This is a genomic window from Bacillus sp. C-3-6 (assembly GCF_054509685.1).
This window is the reverse complement of record NZ_CM137247.1, coordinates 1,574,874-1,596,127: the sequence shown is the minus strand read 5'-3', so window position 1 is coordinate 1,596,127 and position 21,254 is coordinate 1,574,874. Positions and strand designations below refer to the sequence as shown.

Genomic DNA, 21,254 nt, shown 5'->3' with positions numbered 1-21,254 from the left:
TATTTATGTCGGTTTCTTATTCCACACTTCTTAAAACAAATAAAAACTTCAATAAACTATTTTATGGGCAAACATTAAGTGTACTTGGGGATTGGTTCCATACGGTAGCTTTATTAACATTTGTCTACAGCATAACGGAATCGCCGTTTATGATCGCACTTACTTTTATAAGTAAAAGTTTACCACAGCTTCTTCTTAGTCCATTCATAGGCGGAATTGTAGATCGTTTCTCTAAAAAGAATATTATGATTTTTACCGATATTACACGGGGAATTCTAGTCCTTACTTACTTACTCGCAGGCTATAAAATTGAGATTATTTTCATTGCTAATATATGTTTATCTGTACTTGCTTGTTTATTTGAACCGGCTAAACAAGCAACCCTAAAAAATATCGTACACCAAAATCATTTCGTAATTGCTAACTCTCTTTCTAGTACAATTAATGGTTTTATGTCTATTATGGGGGCTTCTTTGGGCGGAGTAATTGCACAATCTTTACATATTGAGTTCGCTTTTTTAGTAAATAGCCTATCATACTTTCTTTCAGCCTATTTTATTTATAATATGAGTATTCCTGCTCATGATACTTGTAACAAGAACAAAGCCTTTTTCACTGATATAAAAGGTGGTTATACATACATATTACAAACAAAAATCATTTTAACATTAATTCTTGTCGGCATTTCATGGGGGATTATTGGAGGCGCTTATCAAATACTTCTAACGACCTATGCCGAAAAAATTTTCCATACGAACATTGGGATTTTATATACAGTTCAAGGGGCTGGACTTATGATAGGAAGCCTTCTCGTTAATCTTTATATATCCCATAATAAAGAAAAAATGAAAAAAGTATTCGGTTGGGCCTACTTATTACAAGGAATTTTCTTTCTCGGATTCATTCTATCCGATCAACTTATTATCGGTACCATTACTTTATTTTGTATGCGTATAGCAGGAGGAATCATCGTTCCACTTGATACGACATTACTTCAAACTTACACACACGAAAATATGATAGGTAAAGTTTTTTCATTCCATTATTGTATTTACGGATCTCTTATTCAGTTATCGATGTTTTTTACAGGAGGGCTGTTAGAAATTCTTTCTCCTCAAATGATTGGCAGTTTATTAGCTACATGCTGTATTTTTGTAAGTTTTATATGGCTGTTCTTGTTTTATCGCGGGGATCTCAGTGAATAATTTAATGATAATCAATAAATTTTGATCCCATTCATTATTTGTTTCCCAATAATAAAATTGTTTAAAAATGGCAGTCTGATTTTTTAGTTAAAGAGCCTTATATGGCAACACTATTTGAGAAAAAACTAGATATTTATGTTAAAATATAAACAAGTTTGTGAAATATTGCACTTAAATAATAGACTTTAACTAGTTAAACTGAATTAAATAGGAGGGCTTTTTTGGGTATCACATTCATTTTCGTATGTATTATATTAGTGGCTTCTATTCTGCAAGCAAGTACAGGTTTTGGCTTTTCCATAATGGCAACCCCTTTCTTACTTATGTTATTTCTGCCACAAGAAGCTATACAAATAAACATTATTTTATCTTTAATTATTTCCATTTCACTCATTTGGAAAATAAGAATGGATGTTGATTTTATTCTACTGAAAAGGTTTATTTTTGGAAGTATAGTTGGTGTTCCTTTTGGCATTTTCATTTTCACTTCCATTAACATCAACACTTTTAAATTAGCAATTAGCATCCTGCTTTTACTATTAACGTTGATGCTAATATGCAACTTTAAGATTAAATCAACAAAATCTAGAGATTTCTTAGTGGGCGGATTATCCGGTCTTTTAACGACAAGTATCGGTATGCCAGGACCACCCCTGTTACTTTACTTTACAGGAACTGATACGAAAAAAGAGAAATTGAGAGCAACTACTTTAGCTTTTTATCTATTTATATATTTCATTAGCCTACTAACTCAAATACTCTTTACTGGCACAAACAAAACAATTTGGGAATCAAGTTTTTACGCTATTCCAATCGTATTTCTAGGTTTGTATATAGGGCAAATTATTTTCAAACGGCTTAATCAACGAATTTTCAAAATATTTACGTACATCCTTTTAAGTTGCACGGGTATGTATCTTCTTATTGAAAGTTTGCATTTATTATAAGTAAGTTTTTCAAAATACAAAATCATAAATAAAATACTAACCAAACGATAAAAAGCGGCTATTATGCCGCTTTTTATTTTCACATTAAATATTTTAAAACTAGAAGCCCAGCTATCGCTATTACAAACACATTGAAAAAAATCATCCAACTTTTTTCGAAATCTTTATATCTCTCTTCTTTCACTCCACATTGTTTTAGCTTTCCAATTAAAACTGTTAATTCTTGATTATACTCTTTACTTCCTAATTGTATATAATTGTTATTTATTTTAATTCCATATACATTTTTCATTTTTTTATGTTGCGAAACTGCTTGAATTGAGTTTACTAATACACTGTATTCATTTAACTTTTTAAAATAACAATCTAACGCTATAATTTGTAACCTTGTATTAGTTAAAACAATGTAATAATAAAATGTAGCACCTGTGGTTAATATATTAGGTATAACTTTAGAATTTACAAGACTTCCTTCTTCCACTAATATTTCACATTGTATTTCCTCTCCTTCTTGCAACTCTTTCCGAACTGATTCTTCCAACATTTGCACCGTTAATTTCTTCAATAACTCCCCGTTTTTCACATAATACTTATCTATATTGATAGACTCATTTGCTTCTTTCTCTAAACGTGTAATTTCTTCCTCTGAATATTGGAGCTCATTTAACATCGATAATAATCTTTTATCCATATTACACACTCCCTTTCCACAGTTTTTGAAGTTTTTTCTTCCCACGAGAAATTCGATTGTATATATAATCTGCCGTTACTTTTAATTCTTTTGCAATATCGTCAATGGAATACCCATCAATATACCTCTTTAAAAAGATATACCGATCTTTCTTATTTAAATCTTGAACAATTTCCATAATCTCTTCTTCTTGTTCTATTTCATACCTATCATGGACACTTGTATCTATTTCTACGTCCTTATCGATTTTATTCTCTTTATATACTTTCTTTTTATATTCCAATACCTTCAATTTAGTAATACCAATCATCCAAGATTTTAAGTTTCCCTTTTCTGTATCAAATTGGTCGATATTAAACCAAATAACAGTAAATACATCGTTATAACAATCATCCACATATTGTTTTTCAGTAGGGGTACTTAATGATTTATGAATAATGTACAAAATTAATTTTCCATATTGATCAATCACTTCTTTCAAAGCATCTTGATCATGTTTTTTCATAGCTATAATTAAATCCTCTTCAGAATCGAAAATCATATGCATCTTCCTTCCTCAGTTCCCCTTTAGCAGCTGCCTTTACTTACTATTGGTATTTCATTCTCATTTTCTATCACTTTTGTAAAAATTTATTAACTTTTATTTCTATGTATATGATAACAAATAAAATACCTAAGTTCAGAAAGTGGTATCTACATTCTGAACTTAGGTATTAATAATTAAATAATTAAATTATTCATTTATACTAACGTTTCATCACAAAGCTCTGTTACATTTTTAAAGTATTGCAAGTTCTCCTTCGCTTCAACTTCATTAAATAAATTGAGTTGCTTCATTATTTCAGCAGCAAATTCAACGTACGCAGACCCTACCGCTGTTATGATTTTCCCATCCACAGTTACATCTTTATTTTGTTTATATTCCCATTCATGTAAATGTGCTAAGTGTTTTTCATCTGATGTTAATGATGTTGAGAATTTCTTCTTATTCAGCACTCCTGCCGCATGCAGTAAAGATGTTCCTGCACAAATACCCGCTATCCATTTGTTCTGCTTATGTAATTCGTTCACGCTAGATAACAATTGTTCATTTTCTAAATGGTCAAAGATATGTCCTCCTGGTATGATAAGCACTTCATAATCCGCTACTTCAATATGCTCGATAGAGACATGTGGTTGACACAAAAACCCACCTTCTCCTGTAACTGTTTTTCCGTCTACAGTTGCTGTTATGATTTCAAATTCCTTACTTATCAAAAATAAACTCGCTATATTCACTTCAAATTCTGCAAATCCATCAAATAAAAAGATTAAAGCTTTTTTCATAGTATCGCCTCCCTCTATACTTATTCGAAGACAATCACTTTTCTCCTCCAAAAAGGGCAAACCCGCATCACAGGTTTGCCTCTTTACTCACTTCTTATTTAATCCTTTTTCACTTAAAAACTCTTTCATATGCATTCTTTTTTCTTTAGACATAAACGAACTCATTGATTCCGTCCATGTTACGCTTTTCTTGTTTGATGATCTTTCTTTGTAATACGAGTTCATCGTTTCATCATATTCATTTAATAATTCATCATATTTCTTTTCATCATATCCATTTTCATGAAGAACCGCTGCTACCGGTAAGCGTGGTTTAACTCCATGTTCTTCATCTGGTACACCGACTGTCATTCCGAATACAGGATATACTTTATCTGGTAAATGAAGCAATTCGCTCACTTCTCTCGGATTATTACGAATACCACCAATATAACAAATACCGTATCCTAATGACTCTGCTGCTAACGCTAAGTTTTGCGCAAAAAGTGAAGCATCTACCGTCGCAACGATAAAGTCTTCCACCCCTTCATGCTTTATCTCTGTACCATGTTTTTCACATGCAATTTCAAGTCGTTTTAAATCTGCACAACAAACAAAGAATGCTGCGCAGTCTTTCACATGGCGATTTCCGGATAACTCTGCTAATTTAGCCTTTAATTCCTGATTTGTTACATATATGACAGAATACGCCTGTACAAAATGTGATGAAGCCGCATGCTGTGCAGCGTGCACCATTTTTTCTACTACATCTTTCGGAATTGATTCTTCTTTATATTTACGAACTGAAACGTGTTGCTCCATCTTATGTATGATCTCATTCATGAAAATCACTCCTTTTTTCTCTTCATAATGAAAAATTAACATATCTTTTTTAATATTCACAACTTATAAGCACAAAAAGAGCAATTCTTTTTTTGAATTGCTCTTTTTTTAAAACGTCTATGAATACGGTAAATGAAATTTTTCATTGTCTTATTACGCCGTTTTCAACACTTTAATACCTTTTACGATATTCCAAATGAAATAGTAAATTCCTACAAGAATGAACACTGCATATGTGATAATCATTCCAATTCCAGCACCGTCAGATTGATTAAAACCTAAACTGTACATGCCTGATACTGCTAGTCCTCCAAATAAGATTGCGTATGGGAAAACATGTGACCAAAATGCTTTTTTCGCGTGATATTTCACTTCATCTTCTGCAACAAAGTACACGATAATCGGTAGTAAAAATGGTGCAAAAAAGATACTAAAGTAACATAACGAAGATAAAATATTATTTCCTTTCATCCGATTCACCTCTAAATAGTTTTTGTTACCTTCATTATGTCAGGAAACCATTCTAGAAACTATCGCTTTACCTTTCACTAACGTGACATATTTGTAAGATTTTCCTCAAATTAAATCCCGTCTGAATTTTCAGGCGGAATCACTTTCACTATATTCGATTCATAAACCAATACTGTGTAATTGCTAAATATTCTCGTACATTCGATGGAATGATGATTGGTTTCGGTGTTTTTGCCGGAAGACCTTCTAATTGTAAACCTTGTTTGGCCGCTATTTTTTTCGCTCTAAACATATGAAAATCGTTTGTTACGATCATACCTTTTTTCATATCGGCTGGAATTAACGTTTTTGAGAATGTAATATTCTCATCTGTACTCGTAGATTTGTCCTCCATTATAATACGGTCTTCTGCGATGTTTTGTTTTATTAGTCCTTGTTTCATTGCTAATGCTTCTGAAATGTCTTCACCTTTTCCTTGTCCTCCAGATACGATAGCGATTGTTTTCTCATGTGATTTTAAATATTCAGCTGCTTTATCAATACGATATTGCAATGAATAAGATGGTTTCGTTCCATTTACTTTCGATCCTAGTACAATTATGTACTCAGCATCGTCACTTGCATTCATATGTCCATGCTTATAAATGTGATATTGTAAAAACCCCGCATATACGGCGCAAATTATTATAACAACTAAAATACACTTTATTATTTTCTTCTTTCTCATACTCATATACTCCTATTTTCTTTTACTTCCTTCATGATAATATCCATTTATTTGTTTGTATACAGACAAATTCCAATAAACCCTAAATTATCCTCTGAAAGGTAATATTTATATTACTTTCGGGAATAGTAAGTACAACTTTACACCAAGGAGTGTCTCTATTGCTTCTCTTTTTATGTAACGTGTCGTTCTTTTTCATCTTATTTTTACTATCGCTTAAGTTACTCGGTAAATCCGCGTTAGCACAACTAACTCCTCATGATTTTGGGGCTATAATCTTTTTATCTTATTTAGCTTTCCAGGCCATACCCGTCTCTGGTGCTTTACAAGCATTTCTCGGTATGGTTGTTATTACATGTTTACATTTACTCCTTACAAAATTAAGCCTATTCAACAAACTAAATCGTTTTATTCTCGGACACCCTATCATTTTAATTAAACATGGTGATATTATTTTTGAGAACTTACAAAAAAGTAGATATCCCATTGCCGAACTACTTTCTAATCTTCGCGTTGCAGGATATCCGAGTGTTCATGAAATTGAATACGCCATTTTAGAAGCGAACGGAGCTATTAGTATTTTACCAAAAAGAGAACTTGTACCATTAACTCCAAAAGATTTAAACATAGATGTTAAGTATGCTGGATTACCAATTGCACTTATCGTCGATTCACAAATTCAATACGATAACTTAAAGTTAATCCATAAAGATGAAAAATGGTTATATAAAGAATTAAAAGAAAAAGGAATTACAAATATTAAAAACGTTGCTTTCGCTTCTGTTCAAGAAACGGATGGATCTTTTGCGATTAGTTTAAAGGAATAAAAAAATCCCCTTAATTGCTTAAGGGGATTTTCTTCATCATATCGCTTCTTTCTCTCCTGCCATATTTAATGGAACAGGATGTTTCATACGATTCATCGTAAATACGATAATTGCTGTCATTACTTCAGCAACTGGCATAACGAGCCAAATTCCGTTTATCCCAAATAATTTCGGCATAATCCATAACAATGGAATGATAAATAGTAACCCTCGGCTCATTATAATCAGTACTGATTTCTTCGTTTGTCGCACTGATTGGAAGTACTCTCCATACACAATGTTATAGCCTAAAAATACGTATTGAATAAAGAATAAGCTAATACCCGTTAATGTTAACTCCAATAATTCTGGAGATTGGACATCAAATAGACCAATGATATATTTCCCGAAGAATAATCCGACAATTATCGCAATGCCCCCAAGTACAACAGCAATTTTCACAGCAAACTGCAATCCTTCACGCAATCTTTCTGATAAGTTTGCCCCGTAATGGAAACTAGCAATCGGTTGCAATGCAGCACCTACACCGAAGAATAATAGTAATGCCATTGCATGAATACTATTCACCATCGCATAGGAAGCTACTCCTACTTCTCCTGCATATTGGACGAATGCGATATTAAAACCAATCGTTACGATTGCAACCGTACTTTCTGCTGTAAAACTTGGGAAACCAATCACCATAATTTGTTTGACAGTATCCCATTCAAAATGGAATTTCGTCCATTTTAAAATACTACTTTTTCTAAAGAAATGAGTTAATAATACAAGGAAACCAATCGCTGCCGAAAGAATAGTCGCTGAAGCAGCACCTGTTACCCCCCATCCAAAGATAAAAATAAAGATATAGTCAAATACTATATTTAATACAGCCGTTACAACAAGACCTGCCATTGCTAAATTAGGATTTCCATCATTTCGTATAAATGTACTTAAAATATTTTCTAAAACGTATATCATTCCAAATGTTAATAATACGTGTAAATAGTCTAACGCATATGGTAAAATCACTTCATTTGCACCAAATAAGTACGCTAAATCTTCTATTCTCCATAAACAAATAGCCGCTAAAACACCTACGATAACAACTGCTACCGTCATGGATTGAGTAAAAATAGACCTTGCTCTTTCTCGTTTATTTTCACCTAATGCAATGGAATATAACGTTGCCCCGCCCATTCCGATCCATAATGAAATAGAGAAAAAAATCGAAAACGCTGGAATAGCCACGTTTACTCCTGCTAAACCGTTCGCCCCAACTCCTCTACTAATCATGACCGCATCAATTACAATATTAACTGACATTAATACCATTCCTAGAACAGCTGGTATTAAATAAGAAATAAATAAACTTTTTATCGGTTTTTCTCTTAATTTTTCTGTTGCTTCCATACTCTAATATGCTCCTTTTTTCAACTCTCTTTCCTTAGTTTAAACCTTCAAGTAACTTGAAGGTCAATAGAGAATTAAAAAATAGGTAACTTAATTATCGCGTTTGATGCTCATTTGTAATTATACGAGTCCTATAACTTATTGCTTTGTTTTTTCATTATAGGAATTTGAATTTCTGTTACTTGCTCCTCTGGATTTTCTGTTACAGACCAATCAATTAATGCAATCTCAATCGAATCTCCGTCTATTTCATATCCTTCTTGATCAATATATTTTATTAATTTCTTATATGTTTCATCAGTTTCTTCATATGGCCCGTGGTGATATACACAGGCAAACATACCTGCTTTAATTTCATCTGAACTATTCACTTGAAAGGGCATGTAATCCAAAAGAATGAAAACACTACTATATGCTTGAAACTCATTTTGCATTAATCCTTTTTTCGCAACAGTTACACCAATATCTCCAGAAAATAAACTATCATCCATTTGCCTCATATTTTTTTGCAACGAATGGATGTAGTACTCAAACATATCATCCGTCGTATTTGGAGCAACCGCAATTGCTGTAATTTTCCGCTGCGGGATCTCTTTAATTACCATTTGTTCAGCTTTTGCTTTTGTTGCTTCCTTAATTAAATGAATTCTATGTTCCATTTTTGCTAAAGCATATTCAATTTCTCTTTGTTTCTTCAGCATCATTTCTTGTTGTTTTTCCAGTAAATTGAGTGCGTATGTTGGATTTCTTTCATCAATATATTTCTTAATTTCCTTTAACGGAATATTTAACTGGCGTAAAAATTTAATCGTATCTAACAGTGAAAATTGATCGATTGTATAATAACGATAATTCGTTTGAGGATCAACAATGGACGGATGAAAAATTCCTTTTTCATCATAATACCTCAATGTAGATTCTGCAATATTATGCATTTTTGCCATTTCTCCAATTGTAAAGCGTTTATTTAATAACATGTTTCCTTCTCCAATTCATTAAAAATATTGCCTTATTTCTTCTTATTATATAGCCATTCCCTTCATACCTAAATCAAATTCCATCATGAAAATCTGCTATTTTTTCATTGATTTTTAATAAATTTTATTATATATTAATTACAGGTTCAAATTACGAGTTCAAAAGAACTCGTAATCAGACCCTTTTGTTTAATGGGTTTTACATATTTTCATTAGGCAAATTCCGAGAAATCGTATGATAAAATTAAAAATGACGAGGAGAGGATCAGATGGAATTCGAATTTTTCTTTCAAATTGCACTTATTTTATTAAGTACAAAGCTTGCTGGTGATCTTAGTGTTAGATTAGGTCAACCTTCTGTACTAGGTAAATTAATTGTCGGTATCGTTATCGGTCCAGCTGTATTAGGTTGGATTGAAAATTCAGAGCTTCTAACTCAATTAAGTAATGTCGGAGTTATTCTTTTAATGTTTATGGCTGGACTTGAAACAGACTTAGAAGAATTAAACGCAAATCGTAATTCTTCTTTAGCAGTTGCACTCGGAGGTATCATTCTTCCATTCGTAGGTGGTTACGTTTCCGGTCTTGTTATGGGAATGGAACAAGGAAACGCTGTATTCTTAGGATTACTTCTATGTGCGACAAGTGTTAGTATTTCCGTACAAACACTTCGTGATTTAGGTAAAATGAAAACACGTGAAAGTACGACGATGCTTGGAGCCGCTGTATTTGATGACATTCTTGTTGTTATTTTATTAGCATTTGCAATGAGCTTCTTAGGTACTGATGATGTTAACTTAACAATGGTTATCTTGAAGAAAGTAGTATTCTTCGCTTCTATTATTTTAATCGGATGGAAAGGTGTTCCTGCGATTATGCGCTGGTTATCACCACTGCGCGTATCTGAGTCTATCGTGAGCGCGGCTCTTATCATCTGTTTCTCATTCGCATATTTCGGCGAATTATTAGGAATTGCTGGTATTATCGGTGCTTTCGCTGCTGGTATTGCAATTTCTCAAACAAACTACAAACATGAAGTAGAAAAGAAAGTAGAACCAATTGCTTACGCTATGTTCGTTCCCGTATTCTTCGTTAGTATCGGTATGAATATTACATTTGACGGTATCGGCAATCAAATTTGGTTCATCTTAGCATTAACTGTTATCGCTGTATTAACGAAATTAATCGGCTGTGGATTCGGTGCTCGAATGACTGGATTTGACGCTAAGTCTTCTGCAATTATCGGTGCTGGAATGGTTTCTCGTGGTGAAGTTGCACTTATCATCGCAGGAACAGGACTTTCTTCAGGTCTATTGGCACAAGATTACTTTACAGCAATCGTTATTGTCGTTATTTTAACTACAATGATTACACCACCAATGTTAAAATACACTTTTGGTGCAAAAGATAAAGCAATGAAAGCAAGTAAATAAATTTACTATAATAAAAGGAGATTGCTATTTTATAAGATAGCAATCTCCTTTTTGTTTTATCTTTAAACAATCCCGTTCTTTTTTAACCATTTTTCAAAAATAATTCGTGCTTCATCATCATCAATATCATTCCCAAATGAATACACCATAATGCCATAATCATCTATATATTTACCTAGCTTCATTCCCTCCACTTTCTTATAAAAATCGTCTGCCTCATAGTGCGGAATATAAGCATCCCAAACTGGTTCATTTATTCTTTTGTACGCCGTCACTTCTAAATCATATCCGTCTTCATAATATCCGATGTGATAATGTTTGTTAGGATCATATTTCTCCATTAAAAGTCCCCTCCTACTAAACAAGAGCGAGCCTTATATTACAGCTCGCTCCTCTCTCTATTTATTAAATACGCTCCATCGCTGTCTTCAACGTTCCAACAACGAAAGCAATCTCTTCACTTGAAATAACAAGAGGCGGCGCTAATGTTAAAACGTTATTATATCCTGCTGTTGTCATACCGTTTCGTCCTATAATTAAGCCCTTTTCTTTACAAGCATTTACAACACTTGCTATTTTATCATTATCAATTGGCTCTTTCGTCTCTTTATCATTTACTAATTCAATCCCAACTAATAGACCTTTTCCTCTAATATTCCCAACAAGTGGATGTTCCCCAATTTCATCTTTTAGTTGCTCTAATAAAAGGGAACCCATTTGTGCAGATCGCTCAATTAAATTTTCATTTTCCATAATCTCTAAATTTTTAAGTGCTAATGCACAAGCTGCTGGATTCCCACCAAATGTATTAATATGGCGGAAAAATTCATATTCTCCTTTACCTTTAAAAGCCTCATATATTTCTTTTTTCACAGCTGTTGCAGATAATGGTAAATATGCGCTCGTAATACCTTTTGCCATTGTAATAATATCTGGCTTCACATCATAATTCATAAATCCGAATGCTTTTCCTGTACGTCCAAAACCGCAAATCACTTCATCACTAATAAGCAAGGCACCGTGTTTTTGACACGTCTCATGAACAGCTTTCATATAGTCTTGTGGTGGCATTAATATGCCCCCGCCTGTAATAATAGGTTCCATAATAAACGCAGCAATTGTTTCACTTAATTCCCACGTCATAACACGATCGACTTCTTTCACACATTCTACATCATAAATATGCTGCCCTTCAATTTCAGGCATACGGTAACAATCCGGTGGTGTTACATGTAAAAAACCTGAAGCAAACGGCTCATATTGATATCTACGCTGCGCTTGTCCCGTCGCTGCCATTGTCGCCATTGTATTCCCGTGATACCCACGGTAACGTGACATAAATTTATAACGATGTGGTTCACCTTTTTGAGCATAGTATTGTCTTGCTATTTTAAAAGCTGTTTCGTTCGCTTCTGAACCACTATTTGAGAAGAAAATAACATACTCTCCCCCAAGCCACTCATTTAACTTTTCAGCAAGCTTTATAGCTGGCTCATGGGATTGTGACATTGGAAAGTATGATAATGTTTGTAATTGCTTATAAGCCGCTTCTGCGAGCTCTTTTCTTCCATATCCACTATTCACACACCAAAGGCCACTCATACCATCTAAATATCTTTTTCCTTGTATATCTTCAACCCAGCACCCTTCAGCTTTTGCCCCTACCATTGTACTATTTGGACTAAAGGGACGCATTCCGTGCCAAACATATTGCTCATCTTTTGCTAATAATTCATCAGTTTGCTTCGTTTTCATCATTACTTCCACCTTCCATAACAACTTATTTTTCACAAAAGCTGCGCTGGTGCCATGATGACTTAAATTTCTCCCTGCTATTTTCATTCCACAAAATTAAGACAAATCCTACTTACAAATCAGTAATATTTACAAGAAAATGACAAAAGAAAAAAGAGCTTTTCTTATCTATCGAAAAGCTCCTCTTTTATTTAATGTGAAGACGCATCGCTAATGCCATGACCAGTATTAGATTTCACGAGAATTTCATCAAATTTCGCTGCATCTTCTTTCTTACTAGATAAAACCGTTCCTAAATATGCTGCAAGAAATCCGAGTGGAATTGAAATAATTCCTGGTGTCGTATATGGGAATAACGCTTCCCCAACAAAAATAGCTTTTCCAGCTACAGGGTTCCAAACATTCGGACTCAACGCTACGAGAACAATTGCTGATACGAGACCTACAATCATACCCGAAATAGCACCCGTTGTATTAAAACGCTTCCAATATATTGTAAATAAAATTACTGGTAGATTTGCACTCGCTGCAACTGCAAATGCTAATGATACTAAAAATGCTACGTTTAATGTTTGGGCAAATAATGCAAGTATGATAGATAGTATCGCTACTCCAATAGATGCATAACGAGCCATGGATACTTGCTCTTTTTCCGTTGATTTTCCTTTACGAATGATTTCATTATAAAAATCATGAGCGAATGCTGATGCTGCTGTTAATACAAGACCTGCCACTACAGCCAAAATCGTTGCAAAAGCAATTGCTGATACGAAAGCAAATAAGAAGTCTCCACCTAACGCTTTGGCTAATAAAGGTGCCGCCATATTACCAGCTGGGTTCGCTTTAATAATCGCTTCATTTCCTACAAACGCTGCCGCACCAAATCCTAAGAAAATCGTCATAATATAAAATGCACCAATTAACCACGTCGCATATACGACAGATTGACGCGCAGTTTTTGCATCACGTACTGTAAAAAAGCGGACAAGTATATGTGGTAATCCAGCTGTACCAAGTACTAGTCCTAAATTTAAAGAAAGTGTATCAAGACCATCCTTATACTTTACACCTGGATTTAAAAATGAATCTTTTAAAGGTGTAGCTGTTTTCATTTGAGCGAACATTTCAGTCACGCTGAAGTTGAATTTTGCGAAAACGATAACAGAAATAATAAACGTACCAGCCATAAGCAATACAGCCTTTACGATTTGTACCCAGCTCGTTGCTGTCATACCTCCAAAAATAACATATACCGTCATAAGTGTTCCAACGATTAATACAGATGTCGTATATTCAATTCCTAATAATAATTTAATAAGTGCACCCGCGCCAACTAATTGTGCAATCATATAAAAGATAGAAATCGTCATCGTATTAAGAGCTGCAACTCCGCGAACTTTTTTCGCATCAAAGCGTGCTGCAATCATATCCGCCAAAGTGTACTTTCCTAAATTTCTAAGCGGTTCTGCAACAAGATACAGTACAACTAAATAAGCAACTAAAAAACCGATACTATAAAAGAATCCATCAAACCCAGTTAATGCGATTGCTCCGGCTATACCAAGAAATGAAGCAGCAGACATGTAATCTCCAGCGATGGCCAAACCATTTTGCCAACCAGTTAATCCCCCTCCGGCCGTATAAAATTCACTCGCATTTTTCGTTTTTTTCGATGCAAAATATGTTATGACGAGCGTACCAAGAACAATAATTAAAAATAGTGCAAATGCAGTAGTATTCAAGTTCAGCCCCTCCTTTTTTGCATATCTTGCAGAATTTTTTGGGAGATTTCATCAAATGACTCTGCTTTTTTGCTATAAATCATACATAGTGCCCATGTCATAATAAATTGGGAAAAAGCAAATACCCACGCCCATGTAACGTCACCAAATGCAGGTGTATTAAGCACCTTTGAATACGACGTTAAAATAGGTAATGCGATAAAAAAACTAAAAAAGAAAATACTCATTGGAATGATAAACTTCTTTTTCGTATTTAATAACAATTGAAATTCTTCCGACTGAACAACCTCTGTATAATTCACCTCATTTTGCAACTTACGTGCTGACGTATCATCTCGTTTCATTAACCGATCCCCTCTCTTACTTGAAATACACTTCCCCCTTGCATACCTAAAGACTAAATTTTATAAATATTCAGAAACTTATACTCATTTTAGACAATCCATACATTCATGCAAAGATTTTTCGATAGACATTTTTCGGCAATTTCCCCCAAATTTTTAATATACTTTTTCAAAATAAAGTGACACCTTACTTTTTTTCTTCATTAAGACAAAAGCAGTGCTTAACGCACTACTTTTGTCTTTTTTTCCTTTTCCAAATTACGAGCTGTTTCGCTTAACTCAACATCTTTTCCGTCTTTAAGTGTTCCAAATATAAAATCGAATACTGGATTTGAAACACCAAACCAAAACTTTTCGTTTTTATAATGGTGTAATATATGTTGTTTTTTTAGCCATCTTCCAAACTTAGTGACGGGACGAATCGGTCTATGGGCAATATAATGTTTCCATTCGTAAACGAGCAGCATGATAATCATTCCGATTCCAAATGAAAGTGTAATAGTAACACTTTTTGCAATACCAAATGCTATAAGCAAATAAATAGTAAAACTAGGTATACTAAACCATACAGGTAAAAACAAAAGTTTTAAATCCTCTGGATATACGTGGTGATCATAATGTAATCTTCTTAACATTTTTAATAGAAATGTGTTTTTAGGTGGTTTTATATGGAATAAAAAACGATGTGTCATATATTCATTAAGTGTATAGAAAACAATCCCAAACATACATGCTAACATGCCAACCCAAGAGAAAAGTTGCATTTTTAAAATAATAATGAAAATAAATAGAATGCTATACATAATAACGATATCATGTTGTAAAAAGAACTCTTTCCCCACTTTCTTCATCTTGTTTCCCCCTTTTCCCAAAAAACAGCCGCAACATATCGTTACGACTATTTCTTTTCTATTCTTATTCTATTCACTTTACAAATTTGCCTGCTGTTCTATTGTCGAGAAAAAATTATTTGGTCCAAATATATTTTGCTTCGAAATAATATGTTCCACTGCAAACACTGTTACTTCTCCTCTTTGCACTTCTCCAATAATGAGACCAAATATTTCATGATTTACTGCAAACGTCGGTTGCTTTGTTTGTAGCAATCTTGCAGCATTATGAAATACCGCTTCATATAGTGGATTTCTATCAGTAATTTCTTTTCGGATTTTTGGCGCTAACGTAATGATAATTTCTTTTCCGTCAATAGTGGTTCGATACATAAAAATCTCCCCTTCAATCTTATGTGAACAACTGTAAAGCTTTGTATGCAAAATGTATAGAGTAACCTACTAAAATAATACCTGCTCCAGCTGTTATGTAGCCAAGTGCTTTTGGTTTTAATAAAGTTCTTCCAAAATGTACAGAAAAAGCAATATTTAAATTCCATAAAATAATGCCAGCAATAATGCAAAGACTGTACAAAAAAGCTTCTTGTTTCGTTACCTTCGTAAGTAATGAGCTAAGTGTACTTCCGTATATACCAAACCAAAAAACAAGATTTAATGGATTGGATATCGCAATTAAAAATCCTGCCATAAACGATTGCTTAAGGCCACCTACCTCTTCTTTTTTATATTCCATATTCGAGTGGAAAATTCCTTGTTTTACACTTTGAAATCCTAAATAAAATAACAAGAAAAAACCCGTGCAATACATGAAGGCTTGTACATATGTATACATAAACACAGAAGATAAACCGAAATAAATAAGTAACATAAATAAAACATCTGCAGTCATTCCACCAATTCCAACAACCCAAGCATGCCAAAACCCACGTTCAATTCCTCGTTTTAACATTTCAATATTAATCGGCCCTACTGGTGCAGCTAATGAAATACCTAATACGATTTGCTGTATAATTGCTCCAAACATCGCTCTATCCTTTCTACTCTCTTTATTACTAGTTAATGATATAATTTGAAAAAATAGACTAGCTTTCGTAATAAAATACCCTTTTTTATCCAAAATATACAAAAGAGCCATCTAGGTGATGGCTCTTACTTTTTTATCTTATGAATAAAAGGGCATTTCCCTTTTATTGGTTCTACATCGTCTCCTATGAAATATTGTTTCCATTCACGATGCTCTGGGTCACCATAATGACTAATGTTAGGATGTTTCGGCAATTGATCCCACTTTTCAACTCGCTCACGGACCATTTGTCTTGAATATGCTCCTTTAGGACGATCTCCCTCTAATCCATCAAAAATAGTGCGTGGCTGAAACCCAATAACGAGAGCATTCCCTAAATGTCTAGTTTTTCGTTGTTTATAAGCTGGCGCATTTCCAAATGCGAATATTGGCTCACCACCAAATGAAAATTCCCATAAATAATGGTCTGGATCTTCAGGAATTTGCTTTGGCCATGCTTGATCATCGTTTTCATGCAAATACTGTAGCACTTTCCAAAAAGAATCGCGGTAATATTCGAGTGATTGTTCTTCACATTCCGGTTCTATAAAAAGGAAAAAGCCCCTTCTTACAATCGGCCTCTCTTTCATTAACTCTAAAAAAGATAACATTGTATGCGGCAAATGACTCCAATCATTATGAGAAAGAAATGAATAACGAAGTTCATTCTTTTTCAAAGCTGTTAAACCGAAATAACATGGAAAAGTTGGTTCTAACACAACACTTGAAAAAATCTCAAATTCTTTTGCAACCCAATCCGGTATGTCGGTTCTCGTTCTCATTTCTTCATTATCTAATAAGTAAGACTTATTCATTCTTTCACCTCATTATGTATAGCATTCAATTAAGAATATTACATACTCGGCCTGTCCTATACCTATTTAAAAATTCGACTGAAAAATTATTTAAAAATACAAAAAATAAAATCGCTTACTTGACTAAATTCTCCCAATTCGTGTATATTTAAATTAATCATTTAGCAGAATATTCAAGAATATAGCATTTTTAGTTTATATTATTTTTCAAATGAATTTCACTAAATGAAAATAGTAAACGCTTTTAGGAGGAATTATAACATGCAAGGAAAAGTAAAATGGTTTAACAACGAAAAAGGTTTTGGATTTATCGAAATGGAAGGCGCTGACGATGTATTCGTACATTTCTCTGCTATTCAAGGAGATGGCTACAAAGCTTTAGAAGAAGGTCAAGAAGTATCTTTCGACATTACTGAAGGTAACCGTGGACCTCAAGCTGCTAACGTAGTAAAACTTTAATCCAACATATAACAGGAGGTTACCTTACTTGGTAACCTCCTTTATTATTCCTTTGTATATTTCCGTTTTACAGAGCAAAAACTATGTGAAATGCGCAATATACAAAGGAGGCAGTAACAATGGGATCAGAAGTAAATGATTTTGAAGAAGTAAAATTCCGTGTAGAAACAGCACAAAAAATGGTAGGCTCAGCAACAATTTCAATGGATCCAGATACATTAGAGCATGCTACTACTGCAGTAGAAGCAGCTCGCTCACAGCTTGAAATTATGAAATCTGTTGCAGTAGATTTAGATGAACCATTTTTAATGAACGAGGAAAAGAAACTAAGCAAATGCGAGCAGCAATTAAACGAAGCAAAGCACTAAAAAAACATCCAGAGAATTTTCTCTGGATGTTTTTTCATGACAACTGTTCTCCATACTTTTTCAATGTTTCACCAACTGTACATTGCCTTATACAAAATGAATGAGCATAATACTTACTATTTGTCTTTCGATTATGTTCTCGCAAAAAACATCCTTCACAATACGTTTCTAATAAGTCATTTACCTCTGTAATGAGTTGCTTTTTATCCACCTTTGCACCTCTCTATTCGGTTATTTCTTTATGACTATCAATAACTGTTCCTTCTAATGCTTGCGTTGCTAATTGATGTGCTTCTTTATTTTGTTTTCTAGATATCGGTTCACATACAAGTTTTAATTTCATTTGCTTCGCCTTTTGTTCAATTTGATCTAAATAATGGTTTAAATGCTCATCATAACAAGGCCATTCTCCGGCTAATTGCTGCAGTACCACTTGTGAATCTCCGCGAAGTGTAACTGCTTCATACTTAATCCCTAGTTCCTCGAGTATATTCATACCGTATAATAATGATGCATATTCCGCTTCATTATTATCATATATACCTTCTATATATGCATTGCGGCGAATACGGTAGTTTGTATTTCCTTTTTTATAATACACACATATACCAACGCCAGCTTCTTTCGTTTGCACATCATACCCCCCATCAAAATAAACGAGTATTTCTTGGGGCTCTTCCTCTACTTGCTTACTTAACTTTTTCATCTCTTTTAATGACCATTCTGCGTCCATTTCATCGTAAAATAAAAGTTCCTTAGCTCTTCCTGTTTTCTCAAAATCCTCTGCAAATTGAAGTACTTCTTCTATGTTCATATACTCTGTTGTTAATTCCGTCTGCAATCCACGCTTCGTTTTATACAACCAATGAATTTTATATTTCATACTACATTCCCCTTATGTAAGACTTCTTATATATATCCGGCTAATTGAAGCCTCACTTTATTTTATTATATTTTATCTAGAGTCACAGCATTATATTCAATATGATTACATACAAAAAGAGCTATCCCTATAGGAATAGCTCTTTCATCTATTACATAAATCTTTCAAATTGTACTCGCTTATTAATCCAGTACATTACAGGCATACCGATCGCCATGACAACAAATTCACCAATTGCACAAGTTAACCAAGACAACATAAATGGTAAACCCAATGCAAGATGAAGTTCAATTGCAATCATAAACATTGTAATCGTAAAGATAACTGTATTAAAAATCATACGAGCCCAAACACCTTTAATAAATCGCATAGAAATAATCGTTGCAACTAACGCAAGAATAGATTGCCCTACTCCAAATACTAAATCGTAAGCGATCATAGGTGAGAAAAAGAGATTCGTTAAAAATACACCTAATACAATTCCGTAAATTGCTTTCTTGTTAAATACAACGAGATGATTAAACATCTCTGAAATACGAAATTGTACATTCGTAAAGCCAAATGGCTGAATAAGCATAGAAACAGCAATATATAATGCCGCTAAAATACCATTACCGACTAAAGTTCTAATATTCATGACAAAATCTCCTTAGTTTTTTTACGTGGGATGGTTTCGAACCACGTTATTCGTTTTTTAAGCAACAAGATTATATTTTACGTGGTAGCCCCTCTTTCGTCAATAGATTCCTATCATAAACTACCTTTTTCCTTTTAGACAACGTATAATGAAACATATGAAAGATTTAGGAGGTTTCACTTCATGACAGCAACAATTCAAAATGAAAAAGTGATCGTTTCCATTTCTGACAAAGGTGCAGAATTACAGAGCGTTCGCTTAAAAGAAGACAACACAGAATATTTATGGCAAGGTGATTCTACTTATTGGGGACGCCGTGCACCAATTTTGTTCCCAATTGTCGGCCGATTAGTAGATAATACATACTACGTAGACGGTAAATCATATTCATTAACACAACACGGTTTCGCTCGTGATCTTACTTTCTCTGTGAAAGAACAAAGCGAAACAAAAATCACTTATATCGTTACTAGTAATGAAGAAACATTAAAAAAATACCCATACGAATTCGAACTACTCGTTTCTTATGAGCTAGATGGACAAATCGTTCATGTAACATATGAAGTAAACAATCCTACTTCAAAAGAGATGTTCTTCTCAATCGGAGCACATCCTGGCTTCAACTTCCCTTTATTGGATGGTGAATCATTTACAGATTATCATTTATCGTTTAATGGTTCGGAACGCTTAGAAACAAGCGTATTAGAAGGACCTTATCTTTCAAACAAAAAGCAATTAATCGCTGAAAATACAACTGAATTGCCACTTACATATGATTTATTCAAAAATGATGCGCTTATTTTTGAAAATATGAATACGAATGAAATTTCGATTCGTTCTCATAAACATAATAAATTTGTAAAAGTAGAATTTGATGGCTTCCCATTTGTCGGCGTATGGACACCAGGGGATAACGCACCTTTCTTATGTATTGAACCTTGGTATGGAATCGCTGATGAAATAAATCCAGCAAAAGATTTCAAGGACAAAAAGGGAATTCAATCGTTACAAGCGAATGAAACATTTACATGTTGTTATAGCATCACAATCGGATAACTACTCTATCCCCTACTTCAAAAAGCATTTAAGTAGGGGATAATCTTATAATTTGGAGGTTTCTCATTTTGATTGAAGTATATATTGATGGTGCATCAAAAGGAAATCCTGGTCCTTCTGGTGCAGGAGTGTTTATTAAAGGCGTTCAGCCGCCTGTACAATTATCATTACCACTTGGAACAATGTCCAATCATGAAGCAGAATACCGCGCTTTACTTCTAGCATTAAAATATTGCATCGAGCATAATTATAGCACTGTCTCTTTTCGTACAGATTCCCAGCTTGTCGAACGGGCTGTTGAAAAGGAATACGCAAAAAATAAAATATTTGCACCTCTTTTAGATGAAGCACTGCAGTACATAAAAAACTTCGATCTCTTTTTTATTAAGTGGATTCCAAGTAGTCAAAATAAAGTAGCTGATGAATTAGCTAGAAAAGCTATATTACAAAATTAACGGGGGTA

27 protein-coding genes and 1 riboswitch are annotated in these 21,254 nt (G+C 33.7%); of the genes, 8 read left to right on the top strand and 19 right to left on the bottom strand.

The annotated features are described in order from the left end of the window. Positions 1–5: 5 nt before the first annotated feature. Both ACW0JX_RS08260 and ACW0JX_RS08255 read left to right on the top strand, forming a co-directional pair. On the top strand, positions 6–1,205 hold the full coding sequence (locus tag ACW0JX_RS08260) for an MFS transporter (RefSeq protein ID WP_459245554.1): 1,200 nt from the start codon (positions 6–8) through the stop codon (positions 1,203–1,205). 221 nt (positions 1,206–1,426) lie between these two features. After that, positions 1,427–2,152, top strand: a complete 726-nt coding sequence (locus ACW0JX_RS08255; RefSeq protein WP_459245553.1) for a sulfite exporter TauE/SafE family protein — start codon at positions 1,427–1,429, stop codon at positions 2,150–2,152. Between the two features lie 79 nt (positions 2,153–2,231). Here ACW0JX_RS08255 and ACW0JX_RS08250 read toward each other — a convergent pair whose 3' ends face one another. The 6 genes from ACW0JX_RS08250 to ACW0JX_RS08225 form a co-directional block, all read right to left on the bottom strand. After that, positions 2,232–2,843, bottom strand: a complete 612-nt coding sequence (locus ACW0JX_RS08250; RefSeq protein ID WP_000361356.1) for a flagellar motor switch protein FliG — start codon at positions 2,841–2,843, stop codon at positions 2,232–2,234. A 1-nt stretch (position 2,844) separates the two neighbouring features. Next, on the bottom strand, positions 2,845–3,390 hold the full coding sequence (locus ACW0JX_RS08245) for a sigma-70 family RNA polymerase sigma factor (protein WP_459245552.1): 546 nt from the start codon (positions 3,388–3,390) through the stop codon (positions 2,845–2,847). A 194-nt stretch (positions 3,391–3,584) separates the two neighbouring features. Then, positions 3,585–4,169, bottom strand: coding sequence for a DJ-1/PfpI family protein (locus tag ACW0JX_RS08240; protein WP_095691134.1), 585 nt, complete (start codon positions 4,167–4,169; stop codon positions 3,585–3,587). An 87-nt stretch (positions 4,170–4,256) separates the two neighbouring features. After that, positions 4,257–4,991 (bottom strand): oxygen-insensitive NADPH nitroreductase, encoded by a 735-nt coding sequence (gene nfsA, locus ACW0JX_RS08235; protein ID WP_459245551.1) that lies wholly within the window; start codon positions 4,989–4,991, stop codon positions 4,257–4,259. A 153-nt stretch (positions 4,992–5,144) separates the two neighbouring features. Continuing rightward, positions 5,145–5,462 (bottom strand): DUF4870 domain-containing protein, encoded by a 318-nt coding sequence (locus ACW0JX_RS08230; RefSeq protein ID WP_053564853.1) that lies wholly within the window; start codon positions 5,460–5,462, stop codon positions 5,145–5,147. Positions 5,463–5,610: 148 nt separating this feature from the next. After that, a complete protein-coding gene (locus ACW0JX_RS08225) occupies positions 5,611–6,189 on the bottom strand; it encodes a YdcF family protein (RefSeq protein ID WP_459245550.1) in 579 nt (192 codons plus the stop codon). 161 nt (positions 6,190–6,350) lie between these two features. Between ACW0JX_RS08225 and ACW0JX_RS08220 the strand changes: the two genes are divergently transcribed. Next, entirely contained in the window at positions 6,351–7,016 is a 666-nt protein-coding gene (locus ACW0JX_RS08220; RefSeq protein ID WP_000923922.1) for a DUF421 domain-containing protein, read from the top strand. A 36-nt stretch (positions 7,017–7,052) separates the two neighbouring features. On the opposite strand, the gene ACW0JX_RS08215 is transcribed toward ACW0JX_RS08220, so the two are convergent. Continuing rightward, the gene (locus tag ACW0JX_RS08215) at positions 7,053–8,408 is read right to left on the bottom strand and encodes an MATE family efflux transporter (RefSeq protein ID WP_000388396.1); all 1,356 of its coding nucleotides are present in this window, start codon (positions 8,406–8,408) and stop codon (positions 7,053–7,055) included. A gap of 131 nt (positions 8,409–8,539) precedes the next feature. Beyond that, on the bottom strand, positions 8,540–9,385 hold the full coding sequence (locus ACW0JX_RS08210) for a MerR family transcriptional regulator (RefSeq protein ID WP_459245549.1): 846 nt from the start codon (positions 9,383–9,385) through the stop codon (positions 8,540–8,542). A gap of 269 nt (positions 9,386–9,654) precedes the next feature. On the opposite strand from ACW0JX_RS08210, the gene ACW0JX_RS08205 reads away from it, so the two are divergent. Beyond that, complete coding sequence (locus ACW0JX_RS08205; protein ID WP_000393901.1) at positions 9,655–10,818, top strand: cation:proton antiporter; 1,164 nt, start codon at positions 9,655–9,657, stop codon at positions 10,816–10,818. A gap of 62 nt (positions 10,819–10,880) precedes the next feature. On the opposite strand, the gene ACW0JX_RS08200 is transcribed toward ACW0JX_RS08205, so the two are convergent. The 8 genes from ACW0JX_RS08200 to ACW0JX_RS08165 all read right to left on the bottom strand — a co-directional run bounded on the left by ACW0JX_RS08200 (position 10,881) and on the right by ACW0JX_RS08165 (position 17,388). Further along, positions 10,881–11,159, bottom strand: coding sequence for a DUF3986 family protein (locus ACW0JX_RS08200; RefSeq protein ID WP_000417068.1), 279 nt, complete (start codon positions 11,157–11,159; stop codon positions 10,881–10,883). A gap of 64 nt (positions 11,160–11,223) precedes the next feature. Next, positions 11,224–12,573, bottom strand: coding sequence for an aspartate aminotransferase family protein (locus tag ACW0JX_RS08195; RefSeq protein ID WP_000850962.1), 1,350 nt, complete (start codon positions 12,571–12,573; stop codon positions 11,224–11,226). A 191-nt stretch (positions 12,574–12,764) separates the two neighbouring features. Then, positions 12,765–14,315 carry a solute symporter family protein gene (locus ACW0JX_RS08190; RefSeq protein ID WP_001098239.1) on the bottom strand — a complete coding sequence of 517 codons (1,551 nt, stop codon included), beginning with the start codon at positions 14,313–14,315 and terminating at the stop codon, positions 12,765–12,767. A 2-nt stretch (positions 14,316–14,317) separates the two neighbouring features. Next, complete coding sequence (locus ACW0JX_RS08185; RefSeq protein ID WP_098976430.1) at positions 14,318–14,659, bottom strand: DUF485 domain-containing protein; 342 nt, start codon at positions 14,657–14,659, stop codon at positions 14,318–14,320. Positions 14,660–14,880: 221 nt separating this feature from the next. Continuing rightward, positions 14,881–15,510, bottom strand: coding sequence for a sterol desaturase family protein (locus tag ACW0JX_RS08180; protein ID WP_098976431.1), 630 nt, complete (start codon positions 15,508–15,510; stop codon positions 14,881–14,883). 78 nt (positions 15,511–15,588) lie between these two features. Beyond that, positions 15,589–15,882, bottom strand: a complete 294-nt coding sequence (locus tag ACW0JX_RS08175) for a cytoplasmic protein (RefSeq protein WP_459245548.1) — start codon at positions 15,880–15,882, stop codon at positions 15,589–15,591. Positions 15,883–15,901: 19 nt separating this feature from the next. After that, positions 15,902–16,645 (bottom strand): LysE family transporter, encoded by a 744-nt coding sequence (locus ACW0JX_RS08170; RefSeq protein WP_016513073.1) that lies wholly within the window; start codon positions 16,643–16,645, stop codon positions 15,902–15,904. Between the two features lie 14 nt (positions 16,646–16,659). After that, the gene (locus tag ACW0JX_RS08165) at positions 16,660–17,388 is read right to left on the bottom strand and encodes a YqcI/YcgG family protein (protein ID WP_098976432.1); all 729 of its coding nucleotides are present in this window, start codon (positions 17,386–17,388) and stop codon (positions 16,660–16,662) included. Positions 17,389–17,649: 261 nt separating this feature from the next. On the opposite strand from ACW0JX_RS08165, the gene cspB reads away from it, so the two are divergent. After that, the gene (cspB, locus tag ACW0JX_RS08160; RefSeq protein WP_001161731.1) at positions 17,650–17,847 is read left to right on the top strand and encodes a cold shock-like protein CspB; all 198 of its coding nucleotides are present in this window, start codon (positions 17,650–17,652) and stop codon (positions 17,845–17,847) included. A 119-nt stretch (positions 17,848–17,966) separates the two neighbouring features. After that, positions 17,967–18,215 (top strand): DUF2564 family protein, encoded by a 249-nt coding sequence (locus ACW0JX_RS08155; protein ID WP_000534400.1) that lies wholly within the window; start codon positions 17,967–17,969, stop codon positions 18,213–18,215. A gap of 34 nt (positions 18,216–18,249) precedes the next feature. On the opposite strand, the gene ACW0JX_RS08150 is transcribed toward ACW0JX_RS08155, so the two are convergent. The 3 genes from ACW0JX_RS08150 to ACW0JX_RS08140 form a co-directional block, all read right to left on the bottom strand. Continuing rightward, complete coding sequence (locus tag ACW0JX_RS08150; protein WP_000358801.1) at positions 18,250–18,426, bottom strand: zinc-finger domain-containing protein; 177 nt, start codon at positions 18,424–18,426, stop codon at positions 18,250–18,252. Between the two features lie 12 nt (positions 18,427–18,438). Next, positions 18,439–19,098, bottom strand: a complete 660-nt coding sequence (locus ACW0JX_RS08145) for a ribonuclease H family protein (protein ID WP_000875548.1) — start codon at positions 19,096–19,098, stop codon at positions 18,439–18,441. Between the two features lie 151 nt (positions 19,099–19,249). Continuing rightward, entirely contained in the window at positions 19,250–19,735 is a 486-nt protein-coding gene (locus ACW0JX_RS08140; RefSeq protein ID WP_001026474.1) for a QueT transporter family protein, read from the bottom strand. Positions 19,736–19,741: 6 nt separating this feature from the next. Then, positions 19,742–19,786, bottom strand: a riboswitch (PreQ1 riboswitch). A 132-nt stretch (positions 19,787–19,918) separates the two neighbouring features. Between ACW0JX_RS08140 and ACW0JX_RS08135 the strand changes: the two genes are divergently transcribed. Beyond that, positions 19,919–20,791, top strand: coding sequence for an aldose 1-epimerase family protein (locus ACW0JX_RS08135; protein ID WP_049108358.1), 873 nt, complete (start codon positions 19,919–19,921; stop codon positions 20,789–20,791). A gap of 68 nt (positions 20,792–20,859) precedes the next feature. Next, complete coding sequence (locus tag ACW0JX_RS08130; protein WP_000573877.1) at positions 20,860–21,246, top strand: reverse transcriptase-like protein; 387 nt, start codon at positions 20,860–20,862, stop codon at positions 21,244–21,246. The last annotated feature ends 8 nt before the right edge of the window (positions 21,247–21,254 follow it).

What these genes read in the sequence shown, in the direction of transcription:
- ACW0JX_RS08165 (WP_098976432.1), bottom strand. Translation starts at nt 17,388, where the DNA reads ATGAATAAGTCTTACTTATTAGATAATGAAGAAATGAGAACGAGAACC.
- ACW0JX_RS08175 (WP_459245548.1), bottom strand. Translation starts at nt 15,882, where the DNA reads ATGTATCGAACCACTATTGACGGAAAAGAAATTATCATTACGTTAGCG.
- ACW0JX_RS08180 (WP_098976431.1), bottom strand. Translation starts at nt 15,510, where the DNA reads ATGAAGAAAGTGGGGAAAGAGTTCTTTTTACAACATGATATCGTTATT.
- ACW0JX_RS08245 (WP_459245552.1), bottom strand. Translation starts at nt 3,390, where the DNA reads ATGCATATGATTTTCGATTCTGAAGAGGATTTAATTATAGCTATGAAA.
- cspB (WP_001161731.1), top strand. Translation starts at nt 17,650, where the DNA reads ATGCAAGGAAAAGTAAAATGGTTTAACAACGAAAAAGGTTTTGGATTT.
- ACW0JX_RS08155 (WP_000534400.1), top strand. Translation starts at nt 17,967, where the DNA reads ATGGGATCAGAAGTAAATGATTTTGAAGAAGTAAAATTCCGTGTAGAA.
- ACW0JX_RS08135 (WP_049108358.1), top strand. Translation starts at nt 19,919, where the DNA reads ATGACAGCAACAATTCAAAATGAAAAAGTGATCGTTTCCATTTCTGAC.
- ACW0JX_RS08170 (WP_016513073.1), bottom strand. Translation starts at nt 16,645, where the DNA reads ATGGCTCTTTTGTATATTTTGGATAAAAAAGGGTATTTTATTACGAAA.
- nfsA (WP_459245551.1), bottom strand. Translation starts at nt 4,991, where the DNA reads ATGAATGAGATCATACATAAGATGGAGCAACACGTTTCAGTTCGTAAA.
- ACW0JX_RS08260 (WP_459245554.1), top strand. Translation starts at nt 6, where the DNA reads ATGTCGGTTTCTTATTCCACACTTCTTAAAACAAATAAAAACTTCAAT.
- ACW0JX_RS08140 (WP_001026474.1), bottom strand. Translation starts at nt 19,735, where the DNA reads ATGAATATTAGAACTTTAGTCGGTAATGGTATTTTAGCGGCATTATAT.
- ACW0JX_RS08225 (WP_459245550.1), bottom strand. Translation starts at nt 6,189, where the DNA reads ATGAGAAAGAAGAAAATAATAAAGTGTATTTTAGTTGTTATAATAATT.
- ACW0JX_RS08215 (WP_000388396.1), bottom strand. Translation starts at nt 8,408, where the DNA reads ATGGAAGCAACAGAAAAATTAAGAGAAAAACCGATAAAAAGTTTATTT.
- ACW0JX_RS08185 (WP_098976430.1), bottom strand. Translation starts at nt 14,659, where the DNA reads ATGAAACGAGATGATACGTCAGCACGTAAGTTGCAAAATGAGGTGAAT.
- ACW0JX_RS08205 (WP_000393901.1), top strand. Translation starts at nt 9,655, where the DNA reads ATGGAATTCGAATTTTTCTTTCAAATTGCACTTATTTTATTAAGTACA.
- ACW0JX_RS08200 (WP_000417068.1), bottom strand. Translation starts at nt 11,159, where the DNA reads ATGGAGAAATATGATCCTAACAAACATTATCACATCGGATATTATGAA.
- ACW0JX_RS08230 (WP_053564853.1), bottom strand. Translation starts at nt 5,462, where the DNA reads ATGAAAGGAAATAATATTTTATCTTCGTTATGTTACTTTAGTATCTTT.
- ACW0JX_RS08145 (WP_000875548.1), bottom strand. Translation starts at nt 19,098, where the DNA reads ATGAAATATAAAATTCATTGGTTGTATAAAACGAAGCGTGGATTGCAG.
- ACW0JX_RS08210 (WP_459245549.1), bottom strand. Translation starts at nt 9,385, where the DNA reads ATGTTATTAAATAAACGCTTTACAATTGGAGAAATGGCAAAAATGCAT.
- ACW0JX_RS08195 (WP_000850962.1), bottom strand. Translation starts at nt 12,573, where the DNA reads ATGAAAACGAAGCAAACTGATGAATTATTAGCAAAAGATGAGCAATAT.
- ACW0JX_RS08250 (WP_000361356.1), bottom strand. Translation starts at nt 2,843, where the DNA reads ATGGATAAAAGATTATTATCGATGTTAAATGAGCTCCAATATTCAGAG.
- ACW0JX_RS08240 (WP_095691134.1), bottom strand. Translation starts at nt 4,169, where the DNA reads ATGAAAAAAGCTTTAATCTTTTTATTTGATGGATTTGCAGAATTTGAA.